This is a genomic window from Erysipelatoclostridium sp. An173 (assembly GCF_963931465.1).
In the GTDB taxonomy this organism is placed as follows: domain Bacteria; phylum Bacillota_I; class Bacilli_A; order Erysipelotrichales; family Coprobacillaceae; genus Thomasclavelia; species Thomasclavelia merdavium.
Window position 1 is genome coordinate 799740 of the sequence record NZ_OZ007017.1, and the last position, 18103, is coordinate 817842.

The following is an 18103-nucleotide window of genomic DNA, read 5'->3' on the forward strand; positions in this document are numbered from 1 at the left end:
ATATTATAATAATTAAAAATACAAATATATTCTTAGAATATTAGTGATAGAAAGATAAGGTGGATTTATGTTTGTAGCAACAAGTAGACAAATGAAAGCCTATGACCAGGCACTATTAAATGAAGGGTATAAAATAGAAGAATTAGTGGATAAAGCAAGTGATGTTATTTTACCGCATTGTTTAAAATATTCACATATCATTATTGTATGTGGTCCAGGAAATAACGGGGCTGATGGAATAAGTTTAGGAATAAAGCTTCATATTCGAGCTCGTGAAGTAAAATTATATTGTTTTGGTAATCCTGATAAGTTTTCTGATGCCAATAATTATTACGTACAACAGGCTCAGGAAATGGAAGTGCCAATCGTATTTATGGCTCAAGAAGATATGGGATTGTTTAAAAGTGATTTACAAAAAGCTGATTTGATTGTTGATGCGATGTTTGGCTTTGGTTTAAATAGTCCAGTTAGGGGACTAGCAAAAAATTTAATAGATGAGATCAATACTTTAGTTGATACTGATGTTATTGCTATTGATATTCCTACAGGTTTAAACCCAGATAATGGTATTCCTTATGGTAGTGTTATTCAAGCTACTAAAACAGTTACTTTAACTGCTATTAAGCAAGCTTTTTTAAATGAAGAATGTCACCAATATACTGGTGAAATTGCAATTGAATTATTGCGAGTTAAAGATTTAAGAAAGGATCAAAAACTAGCTAGATTGGTAAGTCCAGCTTGGGTTAAACGTCATTTAAAACAACGTGACTATTATGGGTATAAAGGAGTTTATGGTAAGGTGTTACATATAACTGGATGTAATCATTATCGCGGTGCTGCTTTGATGGCCGCTAAAGCTTCGGTATATACGGGAAGTGGTATTGTTTGTGTTAATTCAACTGAAAAAGTAATTGATGGATTAACTGTATTCGTTCCTGAAAGTACTTCGATGTTACGAAACGATAAATTAGATCATGAGATGTTTGATGATTATAATGCTATTTTAATTGGTTCTGGTTTAGGATTAAATGAACAAAGTGAACAATATGTAATAGATGTTTTAACTAATGCAACTTGTCCAGTAATAATTGATGGCGATGGTTTAACAATACTTGCAAGACATCTAGAATTGTTGAAAGAAACAAAGGCTAAAGTTATTTTAACGCCACATGCTGGGGAATTTAAACGTTTATGTAACTATGATGATGAATTAGATATGATTGAAAAAGCGACTCAATTTGCTTTGGAATATCAAGTTGTTGTAGTGTTAAAAGGACCAAATACTTTAATTACTAATGGAACTAATATTTATCGTAATATTACTGCTAATAAAGCAATGGCAACTGCTGGTATGGGTGATGTTTTAGCAGGAATAATTACAAGTTTTGCTGGTCAAGGGTATGATGTAAAAGATGCGGCTATTTTAGGTACTTATATCCATGGGGCTTGTGGTGATATTTTAGGTGATGATGTTTATACAGTTATTCCTAGTGAGATGATTAAATTAATTCCTAAAGTAATGATGGATGTAATCAATGAATAAAAAGAATTCTTGTTATTCAAGAATTCTTTTTATTATTGTAATATTGCGCCCACTATCTTTATTTTTACGATAACTATAAAATAAATCATCGTTTTCTACTGTACAATATGGAGAAACAGTGATATTGCTTTCCAATAGTCCTAGATTTAATAGCATTTGTTTATTTAAGCCTTTATTATCAAGCTGATAATGAAGTTCGTCGCTTTGGTAATAGAAAGGACTAGTATCAAAGTCCATCTGTTTAACTAAATCAATAACATTATCCATGACTTCTAAACAATCCTGGCAAATGCAAGGACCAATATATGCTAACATTGTTTTTGGATCACAATTTTCATGTTCAATTAAATGCTTAGTAACTTTAGAAACAATTTGTTTAGTTGTTCCTAGCCATCCTGAATGAATAGCGGCAATTATTTTTGTTTTAGGACAATAAAGTAATACTGGCGTGCAGTCAGCGTGAAATGATAATAAATATAAATTGGCATCTTTAGTATAAAGAGCATCAGTATCTTTAAAAGCTGTTTCTTGTTCATACATTCCTTTACCACCATCAGTGGTAGTAACTTCTTTAAAATTGGCAGAATGTACTTGCCGTGGCGCTACCATGTGATCTAAGTCAGTATTTAAAATTTCAGCTAAATGTTGACGATTTTTTAATATCAATTCTTTATCATCGTTATTAAAAGACATATCGCCTAATTCTTTTGTAACAGTATAGGCTTCAATTGCTTGATTAGTATTCCATTTAATTAATTTCATTTTTTTCCCTTTCTGTGTAATTTGTCTAAGTTTTTGACTTATTAAAACATATAGTATACTAAAGGAGGTGGAAGTGATGTTTGGTAATTCTTGTTGCAATTGTAACTGCAACTGTAATTGTAATAATAGCTGTCGTGCAACACCAATCGTAGCTCCTAGAAAAGTTTGTACTAGATGTACAAATAAATATGTAGAACAACCAATTATTTGTCCAATTGAATGTCGTCATGTGTGCAATGTAGTATACTATCCACGCTATTATCCACGTTATGAACAAACTTTTATGACTCAGGATAATGCTAATCCATATGCAAATAATAATGGATTTATGTCAGGAAATTCTGGGTTCATGTCTGGAAACTCTAACTATATGAATAGTAGCAATAATGTAATGAATGGAAGTTGTAATTGTGGTAATTAGAAAAGATAGATGCCTTAGGCATCTATTTTTTCGTTAATTCATTAAAACATGCTTCATCAGGATCAATATAAATAGTTTTATAGCTGTCTAATAATACTTGTCCTGGTTTACTCCCATGAGGCTTTTTTAGAGTTTTTACTAAAGTATAGTTAACAGGGACACTGCTACTATTTTTTCCTTTAGAAAGACATGCGGCCATATTACTAGCTAGACGGATCGTATATTCGTCTAAATCATTTCCTTTGACAATAACATGACTACCTGGCATATCTTTTACATGGAACCAGGTATCATAACGATGGGCATGTTTAAATGTTAAATAGTCATTTTGTAAGTTGTTTTTTCCTACCCAGATTTCAATTCCATCTTTTGTATAATAAGTTTCAAAAGATGGATGTTTCTTTTTACGGATAGAATTAGTTTTTGTTTTCTTTTTTAAATATCCTTGCTGTTCTAATTCTTCTTTGATTTCTAAAGCATCATAATAAGAAGCATTATTCATTAAAGTAATTAAACTATCGAAATAATTAATTTCTTTTTTAGTTAATTCAATTTGTTTATTTAAAACATTAATTGAATTTTTTGCTTTTTGATATTTATTATAGTATTTTTGAGCATTAGCTTTAGGATCAAGCTTTTCATCTAAATCCACCATAATTTTAGTATTGTCATAATAGTTATCTAATTCAATATGACGCATTCCTTTTTTTAAAAGATGCAAATTAGAATATAATAAATCACCAATAATTCGATATTCATCACTGTTTTTAGAATCTTCTAATGTAGCTTCCAGTTTAGCTAGTTTATTAACATTTTTTTGATATTCATTTTGAATATATTTTGTTAAATTTGATGTTTGCTGTTTGATTCGTTCTTTTTGATCAATTAAGTTGAAATGCTGATCTAATCCTTCAAATAAAGGATAAGATACTGGTTCAACATTTAAATGTGTCAATGGAATCAAATGAAAATATTCACGATCATCAACTTTACTAATATAAATGGTTTCACTACTGTTAAGTTCTTGCATTATATTTTTAAAATCATCCCCATTATCATGGCGATAGATGATTTCTTTTGATAATATCGGTGACATTCCCTGATACACTTTAGTAAGATTATTATTTTCAATAAAATCACTAGTAAAAGGATTCACTTTATTACCATTCATTGGTGGCAAACGATAGATTGCACCAGGTTGAATGAAACGTTCACTATTGATATTTGGGGTAATTCTTTTTAAACAGTCAATAATTTTATTTTCATGATTACATAAGATTATATTTGAATGTTTACCCATGATTTCGATATAACAGTTATACTCTACATAATCGCCAAATTCATTGTATGAACCAAAGATGATATGACAAATACGATCAAGTTCAATCTGTTTAACAGCCTTTATATAGCCACCATCTAAATGTTTACGAAAAAGCATAGTTAATGGATTAGGACTATCAGGAGTTGGGTAATTTAAGTTTGTAAGTTGAATTCTTGCATACATAGGATGACAAGATAACAATAATTTATAATTTGTTCGATTACTACGAACATTTATTAATAATTCGTATTTAGAAATCTGGTAGATTTTATTGATTCTACCACCAGTAATTGTATTGTTTAAAGCACCGATTACCTGGTGCATCATTATTCCATCATAAGACATTTTTATCACCGCAATTAGTATAACATAGATTGTAGATAAATGACACGAAAATAATTGACAATATTAGAGCGATTTTGTATGATGAACATATCATAAAAAAAGGGGTGTAAGCTGTGCAAAAAGGAATGCTGATTATTTTAAGTGGGCCTAGCGGTGTAGGTAAAGGAACTGTAAGAGAACAGTTATTTAAAGATGAAAGTTTAAATCTTGCATATTCTATTTCAATGACAACTAGAAAGCCACGTCCTGGTGAAAGAGACGGGGTTGATTATTTTTTTGTCGAAGAAACTGAGTTTGAAGAAAAAATTAAAGAAGGAAAGTTATTGGAATGGGCTAAATTTGTTGGTAATTATTATGGAACACCTAAGGATTATGTAGAACAACTATTAGCTCAAGGAAAAAATGTTGTTTTAGAAATTGAGGTTCAAGGGGCCCTTCAGGTAATGGAAAAGTGTCCTGATGCAACTACTATTTTTATAGTACCACCTAGCTTTGAAGAATTAGAAAGAAGAATTCGCGGTCGCCGAACAGAAGATGAGGCTATTGTTCAAGAACGTTTAGCTAAAGCGCGTAAAGAAATTGCAACTAAAGATGAATATAAGTATGTAGTTGAAAACGATGACGTAATGTTAGCTAAAGAACAAATTGCTACAATAATAAAAAATCATTGCACTAATCAGGATTAATCATCCTGATTTTTTATTTGAATTTTCTATGGTATAATTTGATTAATTGTTTGGAGGAATAGAGATGAAAGTAGGATTAGTTTTAGAAGGTGGCGCTATGCGGGGAATGTATACCGCAGGCGTTTTAGATATTTTTTTAGACCATCAAATCCCTGTAGATGGAATTATTGGAGTTTCAGCCGGAGTGCTTTTTGGGGTTAATTATGTTTCTAAACAGCGTGGTCGGGCTTTAAGATATAATCTAAAATACGCTGGCGATAAACGTTATATGGGTATCCATTCTTTAATTACGACTGGTAATATTGTTAATAAGGATTTTGCTTATTATGAAGTTCCATTTAAACTTGATCTTTTTGATCAAGAAACTTTTGCTAGTTCTAAAACAGATTTTTATGCAACAGTAACTAATGTCGATAGTGGAAAAGCAGAATATATTAAAATTACAGATGTTTATAAACAGATGGAAGTTTTTCGGGCTACTTCAGCAATGCCATTTGTATCAAAAATTGTTTCATTAGATAATAAAAAATATCTTGATGGGGGTATTGCAGATAGTATACCGGTAGATAAATGTCATGAGCTTGGTTATGATAAAATTATTGTTGTTTTAACTAGACCGTTAGAATACCGCAAGAAAAAAACCAATACTTTAGTTCCAAAACTTGTTTATCGTAAATATCCAAACTTTGTGGAGGCTATCAATCAACGCTATCAAAAATATAATCAAATAGTGGCTAAAATTGCTAAGTTAGAAAAAGAAAATAAAATTTTTGTTATTAGACCTAGTCGAACAGTGCCAATCAAGCGCTTAGAAAAAGATCCTGAACGATTACAAGAACTTTATGATCTAGGGGTTGTTGATAGTAAAAAAAGAATTGATGATTTAATTAATTATCTTAATGATTAATTGTATAAAATGATGCTTTAATAAACTTTGTTTTAATGAAAAAGTTAGCTATAATATAAGTGCTAGAATAAAAACACATTGTGGTTGGTAGTCCACAAGCAGCTAAGCTGTCAGTAACCTGCCTCCTTAGGTTGTCCGTTTCTAGAGATAAATAATTAAGGAGGACGCTTTATGTCAGGTGCAGTTAGTTTAGAGTTAAATGTTTATTTTGAAGAACCTTTTTGGGTTGGAATGTTTTATTTATCAATAGATAATAAAACAAAGATTTGTCGGATTGTTTTTAAAACAGAACCAACTGATAGTGAAGTTTATCAATTGATTTTAACTAAGTATCATAAGTTAAAATATAGTAATGGTTATAAAAACAAGGAAAAAGATAAACCTAAAAATTATAAAAGGTATCAGCGATTAATCAAAAAGCAGAGTTCTAAATTAGAAACTGGTACAAAATCAATGCAGATATTGAAACAAGAATATTTGATCAATAAGGAATTAAAAAAGAAAGAAAAACGAATTAATCGTCAAAAAAAACAAGAAAGATTGTATCAGCTAAAAAAACAAAAACGTAAAGCAAAACATCGGGGTCATTAAGACCCTTAGTTTTTTGGAGGCAAAGATGGTAATAATATTGATAATAGGATTATTTATAATTGTAAATGGGATTATTTTCTTTACAGTTTTTAAAAATCCTAATAAAAAGATAAAAAATATTGTTTATGATTGTGGAATAGTTTGTGGCTTTCCCGCAAACAATGATGGCACTCCTTCAAAAATCATGCAATCAAGGATTGATGCTGGAATATGGTTATATAAAAATAATAAGATAAAAAAATTGATATTATCTGGTGGTGCTGTAAAAAATGAATTTGTAGAAGCACAAGTAATGAAAGATTATGCTTTGAATCTGGGAGTTAAAAGTAAGGATATTATTGTAGAGACTAAGTCGCGCAGTACTTATCATAATTTAATGTATTGTAAGGATATTGTAATTGAAAATAATTTTAAGGATTGTTTAGTAATTACTAATAGCTGGCATTTACGAAAAGCTGATCATTATGCCCGAAAGTTTAAATTGAATTATAGTATGTATCAAGCTAAAAAGCCTCAGGAATATTCAATGTTTAAAGTTTTAATGTTACATTTGTATACTAACGGCGTCATGTATAAAAACTTTTTTAAAGGGCTATCTTGATTTTGTGCTATAATTAAGGCTAATAGGAGGTGTTTTTATGAATGAAACAATTAACAATTTAGTTAATCGTCGCAGTGTGCGTAGTTATCAAAATAAACAAATTGACGAAGAAGCTTTGCAACAGATTTTACAAGCAGGTTTATATGCTCCTTCAGGAATGGGAAGACAACCAACTATCATGGTCGTAATTCAAGATGAAGCAACTATCAAAGAGGTATCTCGTTTAAATGGAGCTGTTATGAATAGTGATAGTGATCCTTTTTATGGCGCTCCAACAGTAATCGTTGTTTTAGCTGATTCAACAGTTCCTACTTACCGTGAAGATGGTAGTTTAGTTATGGGAAATTTAATGAATGCAGCCTGGGCAGTGGGAGTAGATTCTTGCTGGATCCATCGAGCTCGCGAAGTTTTTGATAGTCCCGAGGGAAAAGCGTTGCTTAAAAAATGGGGTATTGATGAAAAATATGTTGGAATCGGTAATTGTATTTTAGGTTATTGTCAAGGTGAAAAACCAGAAGCAAAACCACGAAATGAAAATCGAATTTATCGCATTTAAAATAATGTATTATAAATGTATCAATGATGAAAATTGATACATTTTGTTTTATTATTTATTTGTGGTAAAATAGGAAAAAAATGAGGTGATAAAGTTGTATATAGTGCAAGTATTAGTTGAACATCCTACTCATGCATTGGATACTAATTTTGATTATTTATCCAAAGAAGAGTTAAAACCAGGTGTTAGAGTAGCGATAGTATTTGGTTATCAACGAATTATTGGTTATGTTACTGGATGTAAATATAGTGAAAAATCTAAGGAAGATTTAGAAGAAGAAGCTGGTTTTAAATATCGCTATATTAGTGAAGTAATTGATAAACAGCCATTATTAAATGATGAATTACAACAATTATCGATTACTCTTGCTAAACTAACTTTATCGCCTCGAATCAGTTGTTTACAAGCGATGCTACCACCGCAATTAAAACCAAGTAGTAACAAAGCGGTAGGGATAAAATATCAAAATGTAATTGAAGTAATTGATAAAGATGCTGTTTTAAAAACCGTAAAACAACAAGAAGCTTTGCAATTTTTAAACCAGCATCCCCATACGCTATTAAAAGATTTTCCTTATAGTAAATCAGTATTAGATAAAATGGTTGAACAAAAAGCGGTAATAATAAAAAAAGAAGAAGTATACCGTGATCCTTTTGTCGATGATCAAAAAAAACCAATAGAATATGCTTTGACAAGCGATCAACAAAAAGTTGTAAATGGCATTATGGCAAAAATAAACGTTTATCATACGGCTTTGATTCATGGGGTAACTGGCTCTGGAAAAACAGAAGTTTATTTACACTTATCTAAATATGTGATTCAAAATAATCGAACAGTTTTAATGTTAGTACCAGAAATTTCATTAACACCAATGATGGTCAATGCTTTTAAACATAAATTTGGTAAAGAAGTTGCAATTATTCATTCAAGACTATCACCTGGTGAACGATATGATGAATATCGGCGTATTTTAAATCATGAAGTCAAAATAGTAGTTGGAGCACGTAGTGCTATCTTTGCACCTTTAGAAAATATTGGCTTAATTATTTTAGATGAAGAACATGATCCTAGTTATAAACAAGAAAGTAAACCGCGCTATCAAACTGCACAGATAGCTAGGATTCGTGCTAAATATCATCACTGCCCAGTTGTTTTAGGAAGTGCAACGCCTTCACTAGAATCATATAGTCGCGCTATTAAAGGGGTATATGATTTATATGAATTACCAAAACGAATTAATCAGTTTCCATTACCAGAAATTGAATTAATAGATATGGCTAAAGAAATGCGACAGCAGAATTATTCACTTTTTTCTAGAGCAATGCAAAAGCAGATTCAAGCTCGTTTACAAGCTAAAGAACAAATAATTTTATTATTAAATAAGCGTGGTTATGCTTCATTTGTTCGCTGCTTAGATTGTGGCGAGGTAATTAAATGTCCGCATTGTGATGTGACCTTAACTTATCATAAACAAGAACGGATGTTAAAATGTCATTATTGTGAATATCAAATTCCAATTATGAAACATTGCCCTAATTGTAAAGGTACTAATTTAAAACATTTTGGTACAGGAACTCAAAAAGTCGAAGAACAGTTAGAAAATCTTTTTCCAGGAGTTAAAGTAATTCGTTATGATGTCGATACAACTAAAAATAAAGATGGTCATCAAAAGTTGTTACAGCAATTTGAAAACCATGAAGCTGATATTTTGCTAGGAACGCAAATGATTGCTAAGGGACTAGATTTTGAAAATGTAACCTTTGTCGGTGTTTTAAATGCTGATTTAAGTTTAAATATTCCTGATTTTCGCTCTAATGAACGAACTTATCAGTTATTAGAACAGGTTTCCGGGCGCGCCGGTCGTGGTAAAAAGAAAGGAACAGTAATGATTCAAACCTATAATCCAGATCATTTTGTTTTACAGTGTGTTAAAACGCATGATTTTAATCGCTTTTTTAATGAAGAAATGAAAATTAGGCGATTGGCCAAATATCCACCGTATGTTCATTTACTTAGTATTATAATTCAAGGTAAAAATGAACAGGCAGTGTCTAAAAACGCTAATCAAATCAAGACTTATCTTCAAAAACAATTGCCACAGATTTTAATTCTTGGCCCGGCTAACAGTTTAATTTATCGGATGCAGGATATTTATCGTAAAAGAATTTTAATCAAATTTACAGATAGTAAAAAACTATATCCTGTACTTGAAACAATGAGTGATTTTTATAATAAACAAGGAACTAAAGTTCATGTAGTTTGTGACTTTAATCCGTATAGTCAAATATAGAAAGGACAAATTATGGCACGAAATGCAGCATTAAAAATATTATTAAAATACGAAACAGAACAAAGTTATTTAAATATTACTTTAAATGAATATTTAGAAAATAGTACTTTGTCAAGAAATGATAAAGACTTGACAACACGGATTGTTTATGGAACAATTCAAAACAAGCTCTATCTTGAATACCAATTAGCACCATATATAGAGGGAAAAAAGGTGAAACAAAGAGAAAAAATCATTTTATTGATGTCTTTGTATCAACTGATATTTTTAGATAAAATTCCTCAATATGCAGTAATTGATGAAGCGGTTAAACTAGCTAAACAAAAGAATCTTTATGCTGGTAAATTTGTTAATGCGATATTACGTAATTTTATCCGTCATGGTAAACGCGAGGTTGTAAAAAAAGATCCATTAGAAAAATTAGCGATTGAAACTAGTCATCCATTATGGTTGGTAAAGATGCTAAATAAACAATATGATTTTGCAACAACTCAAAAAATATGTTTTCATGATAATACACCACCAGTTAGAACGGCACGAGTTAATACATTAAAAACAACTAAAGAAAATATTCTATCTGATAAAAATTTTGTAAGTGGAAATTTAGCTAGTGATAGTGTGTTATATCGCTCTGGTAATATAGCTAGTACTAGTTATTTTAAAGAAGGATTAATTACTATTCAAGATGAGTCAAGTCAGTTAGTAGCACCGTTATTGGCACCAGAAAGTGATGATTTAGTTTTAGATATGTGTTGTGCTCCTGGTGGTAAAACAGCACACTTAGCAGCAATTATGAAAAATCAGGGTAAAATTATTGCTTATGATTTATTTCGACATAAAATTGATTTAGTTAAAGCTAATTTGAAACGTTTAGGTGTTAAAAATGTAGAGTTATATGAAAATGATGCAACTAAGCTAAAAAAAAGTTATGCGCCAGAAACGTTTGATAAAATTTTACTAGATGCTCCTTGTAGTGGGTTAGGAGTTTTAAAAAGAAAACCAGAAATTAGGTATCATGATTCGAAAATAATGGATTCAATCATGATAATCCAGACAAAATTATTAGACAATGCCTACTATTTATTGAAGAAAAATGGTAAAATGGTTTATAGTACATGCACTATAAATAAAAAAGAAAACGAAATGATGGTAAAAAAGTTTATTGAAAAATATCCTGATATGAAAATTATTGAGGAAAGAACTATATTACCATATGAATTTAATAGTGATGGATTTTATATGTGTAAATTAGAAAAAGGGAATTAAAATGGAAAATATTTATAATTATTCTTTAGAACAACTAACAAACTACTTTGCTTCAATTAATCAAAAGCCGTTTCGAGCTAAACAGGTGTTTAGCTGGCTTTATCAAAAAGAAGCTAGTTCTTTTGATGAAATGTCTAATTTATCAAAAGAATTAAGAGAACAGTTAAAAGAACATTTTACATTTGATATTTTAAAGATTGTTGAAAAACAAGAATCTAAAGATGGGACGATCAAATATCTATTTGAAATGTTAGATGGCAGTTTGATTGAAACTGTATTGATGATTCATGACTATGGTAAATCATTATGTGTTACAAGTCAGGTTGGTTGTAATATGAAGTGTAGTTTTTGTGCTAGTGGTTTACTAAGAAAACAACGTGATTTAACACCAGGTGAAATTGTAGCTCAGGTAATGAAAGTGCAGCTGGATACTAAACAGCGGATTAGCCACGTTGTTGTTATGGGAACTGGTGAGCCGTTTGATAATTATGATAATGTCATGGAGTTTGTCCGCATTATTAATCATCCTAATGGACTTGCAATCGGTGCTAGACATATTACTATTTCAACTTGTGGATTAATACCAGGAATACAAAGATATAGTGACGAAGGCATTCAAACTAATCTAGCAATATCTTTACATGCACCTAATGATGAAATTAGAAATCAATTAATGCCGATTAATCGTCGTTATCCACTTGATGATTTACGACAGGCCATTAGTGATTATATTGATAAAACTAATCGTCGCGTTACGTTTGAATATATTTTATTAAAAGATGTTAATGATAGTCTTGTTGATGCTAGACAGTTAGCACATTATTTAAGAGGATTAAATGCTTATGTTAATTTGATTCCTTATAATAGTGTTGATGAACATGGTTATCAGCCAAGTGATCAAGAAACGATTGAAAAATTTAAAAGCGAGTTATTAAGATTACATATTAATGTAACTTTAAGAAAAGAACACGGTCGAGATATCGACGGTGCTTGTGGTCAGCTTAGAGCCAAAAGAGGTAGGGTTAAATAATGAATTATTATGCAAAAACGGATATTGGAAAAGTAAGAAATAAAAATCAAGATCAGGCAGCAGTTAATGCCAATATAAAAGATCAGGTAATTGCTGTAGTCTGTGATGGCATGGGTGGTCATCGCTCTGGTGAAATTGCTTCACGAGTAGTGATGGATCATGTCTTAAGCTGTTTTGATATTATTCCACCGTTTGATACACCCGAAGAGTTAAAAAAATGGCTTCAAGAAACAATCGTTGAATGTGATCAAATTGTAAAAAGAATGGCGATGCAAAATGTTGAACATCAAGGAATGGGAACAACCATTGTTGTTGCTATTTTTATGGATAACAAACTATATGTATCACATGTAGGTGATAGTCGGGCATATATTTTAAAAGATGGTCAATTAACACAAATAACTAAAGACCACACTTTAGTTAATGAATTAGTTGATCGAGGAGCTATAACACCTGAAAGTGCTAAGCACCATGTTCAAAAGAATGTTTTAACCCAGGCTATAGGAGCCCCAACGGAATTGAAACCTTCTTTAATAGAAATGGATTTTGAAAATAGTTTATTAATGTTATGTAGTGATGGATTATATAATTGTTTGGATAATGAAGCAATTAAAGAAATTTTGCTTAAGAATACTAAAGTAGTAGAAAAAGTGATTGAATTAATTGACCAGGCGAATGAAAATGGTGGCCGTGACAATATTGGTGTGGCAATCATAGATAACCAGGGAGGAAGATAAAATGGCAAAAATAATTGCAGAGCGTTATGAATTGTTAGAACTTATTGGTCAAGGTGGTATGGCCGATGTTTATTTGGCTCAAGATATTATTTTAAATCGGACTATTGCAATTAAGATTTTAAGAACTAGTTTAGCTAAAGATCCGATTTATGTGACAAGATTTCAGCGAGAAGCAAGTGCTGCCGCTGCTCTTTCTCATCGTAATATTGTAGAAATATATGATGTTGGTGAAGATGAAGATAAATATTATATTGTTATGGAATATGTTCCTGGAACAACTTTAAAAGAATTGATTTTAAAACGCGGGGCTGTTCATTATATTGAAGCAATTGATATCATGAAACAAATTGTTAGTGGTATTGCTAAAGCTCATCAATTAGGTATTATTCATCGTGATTTAAAACCACAAAATATTTTAGTTACTGATAGCGGGGTAGCTAAGATTGCTGATTTTGGGATTGCTTCAATGCAATCATTAGCTCAAGTTACCCAAACAGATGTAATCATGGGATCGCTTCATTATCTGGCACCAGAATTAGCTCGTGGTGAAAAGGCGACAGCTCAAAGTGATGTTTATGCATTAGGAATTGTTTTTTATGAGCTTTTACGTGGTGAGGTACCATTTAATGGGGAATCGCCAGTAAATATTGCTTTAAAGCATATGCAGGAAGATTTGCCATCATTATTGGATTTCAATCCATCGATTCCGCAATCAGTAGAAAATATTGTCATTAAAGCTACTGCAAAAAATTTGAACGATCGTTATCAAAGTGCTGCAGAGATGTTAGATGATATTAATACTTGCTTAGACCGGCCAAATGAAGAAAAGCTGGTTTTCTCATATGATAGTGATGATGAACCAACTATTGTTGTTGATCCACGAACTGCTTTTAGTTCAAATGATACATCTGAAGTTAAAACAAGAGAAGAAAAACCAGTTGAAGAAGAGGAAAATGATAACTTCTTTAAACGATTTGTAAAAAAAATCAAAGGCTTAAGTACGCGAAGTAAAGTAATTATTGGAGCAGTGACTGCGCTAGTAATTTTAGGGATAGCATTTGTTATTTATTTAAATACTGGATCAGATGCTAATTTAATGCCGGATTTAGCTGGAAGAACAGTTGATGAAGCTAGAGAATTGCTGGATGATTATGGAGTTACTATTAGTGATAATATTGTTGAAGAATTGTCTGATGAGTATGATAAAGGCGAAATAATTGAAACTGATCCTAAAGCTGGTACATCAATTAAAGAGGGTGATGTAATATCACTTACGGTGTCTAGTGGTAAGTATATTGTATTAGAAGATTATGTTGGAATGACGCAAAGTGAAGCGGAAAAAGCAATCGCTGATTTAAGTGATGATGTTGAAATTGAAGTTGTTATTGAAGAAGAAGTTTCATCTAGTCCTAGAGGAGAGGTAATTGATCAAGATAAGGATAGTGGAACTAAACTGGATCCTAATGATGAATCAAATTTAACGATAACTCTTACTGTTTCTAAAGGTGACTATATTGTTGTTGGTAATTATATAGGAATGAGTCAAAGTGAAGCGGAAGCTGCTTTGAAAAAATTAGGTTTTACAGTTACAATTGAAACTGAAGAATCTGAAGAAGCTAAAGGAACTGTAATTGATCAAAGTTATAATAAAGGATATCGTCTTGATCCTGATGATGATGATCGTAATATTACTTTAACTGTTTCAAGTGGAAAAACTTATCAGGTTAGAGATGTTTTTGATCGTAACATTAATTCTGCCAAAACAATTTTGGAAAATAATGGATTTAAAGTAAGATTGGTTGACTTATCAAATTCTACTGATCAGACTTTATTAAGTAATTATCCATTTAGATCAGTAAATACTATTGCTGGACAAAGCCCAGAGGCAGATACTACAGTAAATGAACAAGGAACAACAGTTACTTTATATTATTATTCAAGTCAGCCAGAATCTGCAAATGAAGAAGATTAGGAGATAATAATGCCACAAGGAAGAATTATAAAAGCGTTAGCAGGATATTATTATGTAGAAGATAATCAAGAGATTATTCAATGTCGGGCTAGAGGTAAATTTCGTAAAGACGAAATTAAGCCTCTAGTTGGCGATTTTGTTGAATATCAAGTAGATGGCATTAATGATGGTTATGTAATGAAAATATTACCACGAAAAAATGCCTTAACAAGACCGTTGATTGCCAACGTTGATCAGGCTTTGATAGTTTGTTCATGTAAAGAACCAGATTTTTCATCAGCTTTATTAGATAAGTTTTTAATGGTGATTGAACATTATAATATTAAACCAATAATTGTCTTTTCTAAGGCTGATTTGTGTGAAGATGATTCAATTGAACAATATATAAAAGATTATCAAAAAGCTGGCTATACTGTGTATAAAACAAGTTCTAAAAATAATCATGGTATTGAAGAGATAAAAACAATTTTTAAAGATCAAGTAACCGTTTTTACCGGTCAAAGCGGGGTTGGTAAAAGCAGTTTATTAAATGCTTTAAATATTAATTTAAATTTAAAAACAAGTGATATTTCTAAAGCGCTAGGGCGTGGTCGTCATACTACTAGACATGTTGAGTTAATTAAAATGTATGATGGATATTTAGGTGATACGCCAGGTTTTTCATCTTTAGAATTGGAAATGACACCTCAAGAAGCTGCTGTTGCTTATCATGATTTTGCCAGTTTTAGCCAAGAATGTAAGTTTAGAGGCTGTTTACATGATAGTGAACCAAAATGTCGGGTAAAAGAGGCAGTTGAAGAGGGTTTGATTACTAAAGAACGTTATGAACATTATTTGTTAAATTTACAAGAAGTTAAAAAGAAAGAGGAACGAAAATATGGTTAAAATAGCACCGTCATTATTATCAGCTGATTTTGGCTGTTTAAAAGATGAATTAGCAGCAATTAGTAAGGCTGATTGGCTTCATTACGATGTAATGGATGGGCACTTTGTACCAAATATTTCATTTGGTTATAGTGTATTAAAAGATGTTAGTAAGGTTACTGATTTATATTTAGATGTTCATTTAATGATCAGTGAACCGATGAAATATGCTGGTAATTTTATTGATAGCAAGGCTTCTTCAATTACTTTCCATTATGAAGCAATCGAAGAAAATAAAATTAATGAATTTATCAATTATTTAAAAGAACACCAGGTAGCAGCTGGAATCTCTATTAAGCCAGATACTGATATATCAGTTTTAAAACCATATTTAGATTCTTTGGATCTTATTTTAGTGATGTCAGTTGAGCCAGGATTTGGTGGTCAAAAATTTGATGATCGCGCATTGGCTAAAATTGCCTGGCTTGCAAAGATGAAAGAAGAAATGGGTTATCATTATCTTATCGAAGTTGATGGTGGTATCAATGAAGAAACTGGTAAATTATGTAAAGATGCCGGTGTTGATGTATTAGTTGCTGGAAGTTACATTTTTGGTAGCGATAATTATCAAGAAAAGATTGATTCATTACGATGAAAATTGGGATTTGTAGCGCTTTAGCTAATAATATTGATTTGTCAATTGATTATATTGGTGTTGATCGTGGTGTTGAAGTTTTACTAGCACATAATAAAATACCAATCTATGCCATTGGTGATTTCGATTCTATTAATAATCCTGATGTTTTAAATCAAATTGAAGTTACACGGTTACCAACACGAAAAGATGTAACAGATACCCATGCTGCTGTTGAATATGCAATTGAACAAGGATATGATGAAATCGATATTTATGGAGTTACCGGTGGAAGACTAGATCATTTTTTTAGTGCTGTTTGTTTATTGGAAAAATATGCTAATCTTAAAATTAGAATTATTGATGATCAAAATATTATTCAGCTTTTATTACCGGGAAGACATTTAGTTAATAAAGATCAATATAAATATTTTTCTTTATTTGCATTGGATAAAAGTTATTTAGATATTACAGGAGCACATTATCCTTTAAATCACTATTTATTGCATCGCTATGACCCTTTATGTGTTTCAAATCAAGTTAAAGATGATCAGGCAGTAATTACTACTACAGATAAAATTATTTTAGTTAAATCTAATGACATAAAACTTTTTTAAGGATTTAGACAATTAAAAAGATTTATTTTCACCGGTATTTATTTCCGGTGATTTTTAGTAATTAAAAAATGATATTTGGAGGGAACTTATGAAAAAATAACTAAAATAGGGATTGGTATCTTGTTGCTTTCTTTTATAGTATTAATAGGTTATTTAAAAATCAATGATCATATCACTCAAAATGATCAGGAAAAACATTAACAAGCAAAAAAGTAAAACAAGAAGATTTAAAAACTAATGAACCAGTAATAATAGATGGCAATTGGTCAAGTTATTTTAATGGACTAAATGGAAGTGCTGTTATTTGTGATCCTAGTGCTAATCAATATCAAATATATAATCAGGAATTAGCTCATACTCGGCAATCACCTTGTTCTACTTTTAAAATTATTTCTTCGTTAATTGGTTTAGAAAATGGAATAATAGATCCACAAAATTCTGTTCGTAAATGGAATAATGAAATATTCTGGAATGAACAATGGAACCGTGATATAGATTTTTTTAATGCTTTTCGTAATTCATGTGTCTGGTATTTTCGTCAAGTCATTGATGAAATCGGACCAGATATGATGCAAAAAAAATTAGAAAAACTTAAATATGGAAATTAGGATATTTCTGATTGGTCAGGTAAGTTAAATACTAATAATGATAATCCGCTTTTAACAGGTTTTTGGATTGAATCATCATTGTTAATTTCTCCTAAGGAACAAGTGGAGGTAATGGAACATATTTTTGGTGATGATAGCGATTATAGCCAAGAAACTGTTGAACAATTAAAGCAGGTGATGTTGTTATCAGAATTGAATGATGAAGATACTTTAATTTATGGGAAAACTGGAATGGGTAAGGATTATGGTATTACTGCTGATTCGTGGTTTACCGGTTTCTGCAAGTCAGATAATAAAAAAGTTTTATTTTTTAGCACTCGGTACTTGACTGTGCTAAAAAGAAGTGTATAAT

At 30.9% G+C, this 18103-nt stretch carries 17 protein-coding genes and 1 pseudogene; 16 read left to right on the plus strand and 2 right to left on the minus strand.

Going from position 1 to position 18103, the window contains the following annotated elements; genetic code table 11:
• Positions 1-67: 67 nt before the first annotated feature.
• Positions 68-1543: an NAD(P)H-hydrate dehydratase gene (locus tag ABGT36_RS03995; protein WP_346676933.1), complete on the plus strand. Its 1476-nt coding sequence runs from the start codon at positions 68-70 to the stop codon at positions 1541-1543.
• A 12-nt stretch (positions 1544-1555) separates the two neighbouring features.
• Here ABGT36_RS03995 and pgeF read toward each other — a convergent pair whose 3' ends face one another.
• Positions 1556-2305 carry a peptidoglycan editing factor PgeF gene (pgeF, locus tag ABGT36_RS04000; RefSeq protein WP_087298999.1) on the minus strand — a complete coding sequence of 250 codons (750 nt, stop codon included), beginning with the start codon at positions 2303-2305 and terminating at the stop codon, positions 1556-1558.
• 76 nt (positions 2306-2381) lie between these two features.
• Here pgeF and ABGT36_RS04005 point away from each other — a divergent pair, with 76 nt between their 5' ends.
• Positions 2382-2726 (plus strand): hypothetical protein, encoded by a 345-nt coding sequence (locus ABGT36_RS04005; RefSeq protein WP_087298997.1) that lies wholly within the window; start codon positions 2382-2384, stop codon positions 2724-2726.
• 22 nt (positions 2727-2748) lie between these two features.
• On the opposite strand, the gene ABGT36_RS04010 is transcribed toward ABGT36_RS04005, so the two are convergent.
• Positions 2749-4392: an NFACT RNA binding domain-containing protein gene (locus ABGT36_RS04010; protein WP_346676934.1), complete on the minus strand. Its 1644-nt coding sequence runs from the start codon at positions 4390-4392 to the stop codon at positions 2749-2751.
• A 113-nt stretch (positions 4393-4505) separates the two neighbouring features.
• On the opposite strand from ABGT36_RS04010, the gene gmk reads away from it, so the two are divergent.
• The 14 genes and pseudogenes from gmk (at position 4506) to ABGT36_RS04080 (ending at position 18102) form a co-directional block, all read left to right on the plus strand.
• Positions 4506-5078 (plus strand): guanylate kinase, encoded by a 573-nt coding sequence (gene gmk, locus ABGT36_RS04015; protein WP_087298995.1) that lies wholly within the window; start codon positions 4506-4508, stop codon positions 5076-5078.
• A gap of 64 nt (positions 5079-5142) precedes the next feature.
• Positions 5143-5985, plus strand: coding sequence for a DUF6363 domain-containing protein (locus ABGT36_RS04020; RefSeq protein ID WP_346676936.1), 843 nt, complete (start codon positions 5143-5145; stop codon positions 5983-5985).
• A gap of 171 nt (positions 5986-6156) precedes the next feature.
• Entirely contained in the window at positions 6157-6576 is a 420-nt protein-coding gene (locus tag ABGT36_RS04025; protein WP_087298991.1) for a YjdF family protein, read from the plus strand.
• A gap of 25 nt (positions 6577-6601) precedes the next feature.
• Positions 6602-7177, plus strand: coding sequence for a YdcF family protein (locus ABGT36_RS04030; protein WP_087298989.1), 576 nt, complete (start codon positions 6602-6604; stop codon positions 7175-7177).
• Positions 7178-7214: 37 nt separating this feature from the next.
• Positions 7215-7733: a nitroreductase gene (locus tag ABGT36_RS04035; protein ID WP_087298987.1), complete on the plus strand. Its 519-nt coding sequence runs from the start codon at positions 7215-7217 to the stop codon at positions 7731-7733.
• A gap of 94 nt (positions 7734-7827) precedes the next feature.
• Positions 7828-10023 (plus strand): primosomal protein N', encoded by a 2196-nt coding sequence (priA, locus tag ABGT36_RS04040; RefSeq protein ID WP_087298985.1) that lies wholly within the window; start codon positions 7828-7830, stop codon positions 10021-10023.
• Between the two features lie 12 nt (positions 10024-10035).
• Positions 10036-11289, plus strand: coding sequence for a 16S rRNA (cytosine(967)-C(5))-methyltransferase RsmB (gene rsmB, locus ABGT36_RS04045; RefSeq protein ID WP_087298983.1), 1254 nt, complete (start codon positions 10036-10038; stop codon positions 11287-11289).
• A 1-nt stretch (position 11290) separates the two neighbouring features.
• Entirely contained in the window at positions 11291-12319 is a 1029-nt protein-coding gene (rlmN, locus tag ABGT36_RS04050) for a 23S rRNA (adenine(2503)-C(2))-methyltransferase RlmN (RefSeq protein ID WP_087298981.1), read from the plus strand.
• Positions 12319-13056: a Stp1/IreP family PP2C-type Ser/Thr phosphatase gene (locus ABGT36_RS04055; RefSeq protein ID WP_087298979.1), complete on the plus strand. Its 738-nt coding sequence runs from the start codon at positions 12319-12321 to the stop codon at positions 13054-13056. The genes rlmN and ABGT36_RS04055 overlap by 1 nt, the downstream gene beginning before the upstream one ends.
• Before the next feature lies 1 nt (position 13057).
• Positions 13058-15028, plus strand: a complete 1971-nt coding sequence (gene pknB, locus ABGT36_RS04060; RefSeq protein WP_346676938.1) for a Stk1 family PASTA domain-containing Ser/Thr kinase — start codon at positions 13058-13060, stop codon at positions 15026-15028.
• A 9-nt stretch (positions 15029-15037) separates the two neighbouring features.
• Entirely contained in the window at positions 15038-15913 is an 876-nt protein-coding gene (gene rsgA, locus ABGT36_RS04065; RefSeq protein ID WP_346676940.1) for a ribosome small subunit-dependent GTPase A, read from the plus strand.
• On the plus strand, positions 15906-16547 hold the full coding sequence (gene rpe, locus ABGT36_RS04070; protein ID WP_087371317.1) for a ribulose-phosphate 3-epimerase: 642 nt from the start codon (positions 15906-15908) through the stop codon (positions 16545-16547). Before rsgA ends, rpe begins: the two co-directional genes overlap by 8 nt.
• A complete protein-coding gene (locus ABGT36_RS04075) occupies positions 16544-17143 on the plus strand; it encodes a thiamine diphosphokinase (protein WP_346676941.1) in 600 nt (199 codons plus the stop codon). The genes rpe and ABGT36_RS04075 overlap by 4 nt, the downstream gene beginning before the upstream one ends.
• Positions 17144-17445: 302 nt before the next feature.
• Positions 17446-18102 (plus strand): annotated as a pseudogene (locus ABGT36_RS04080) (penicillin-binding transpeptidase domain-containing protein).
• Position 18103 lies beyond the last annotated feature (1 nt).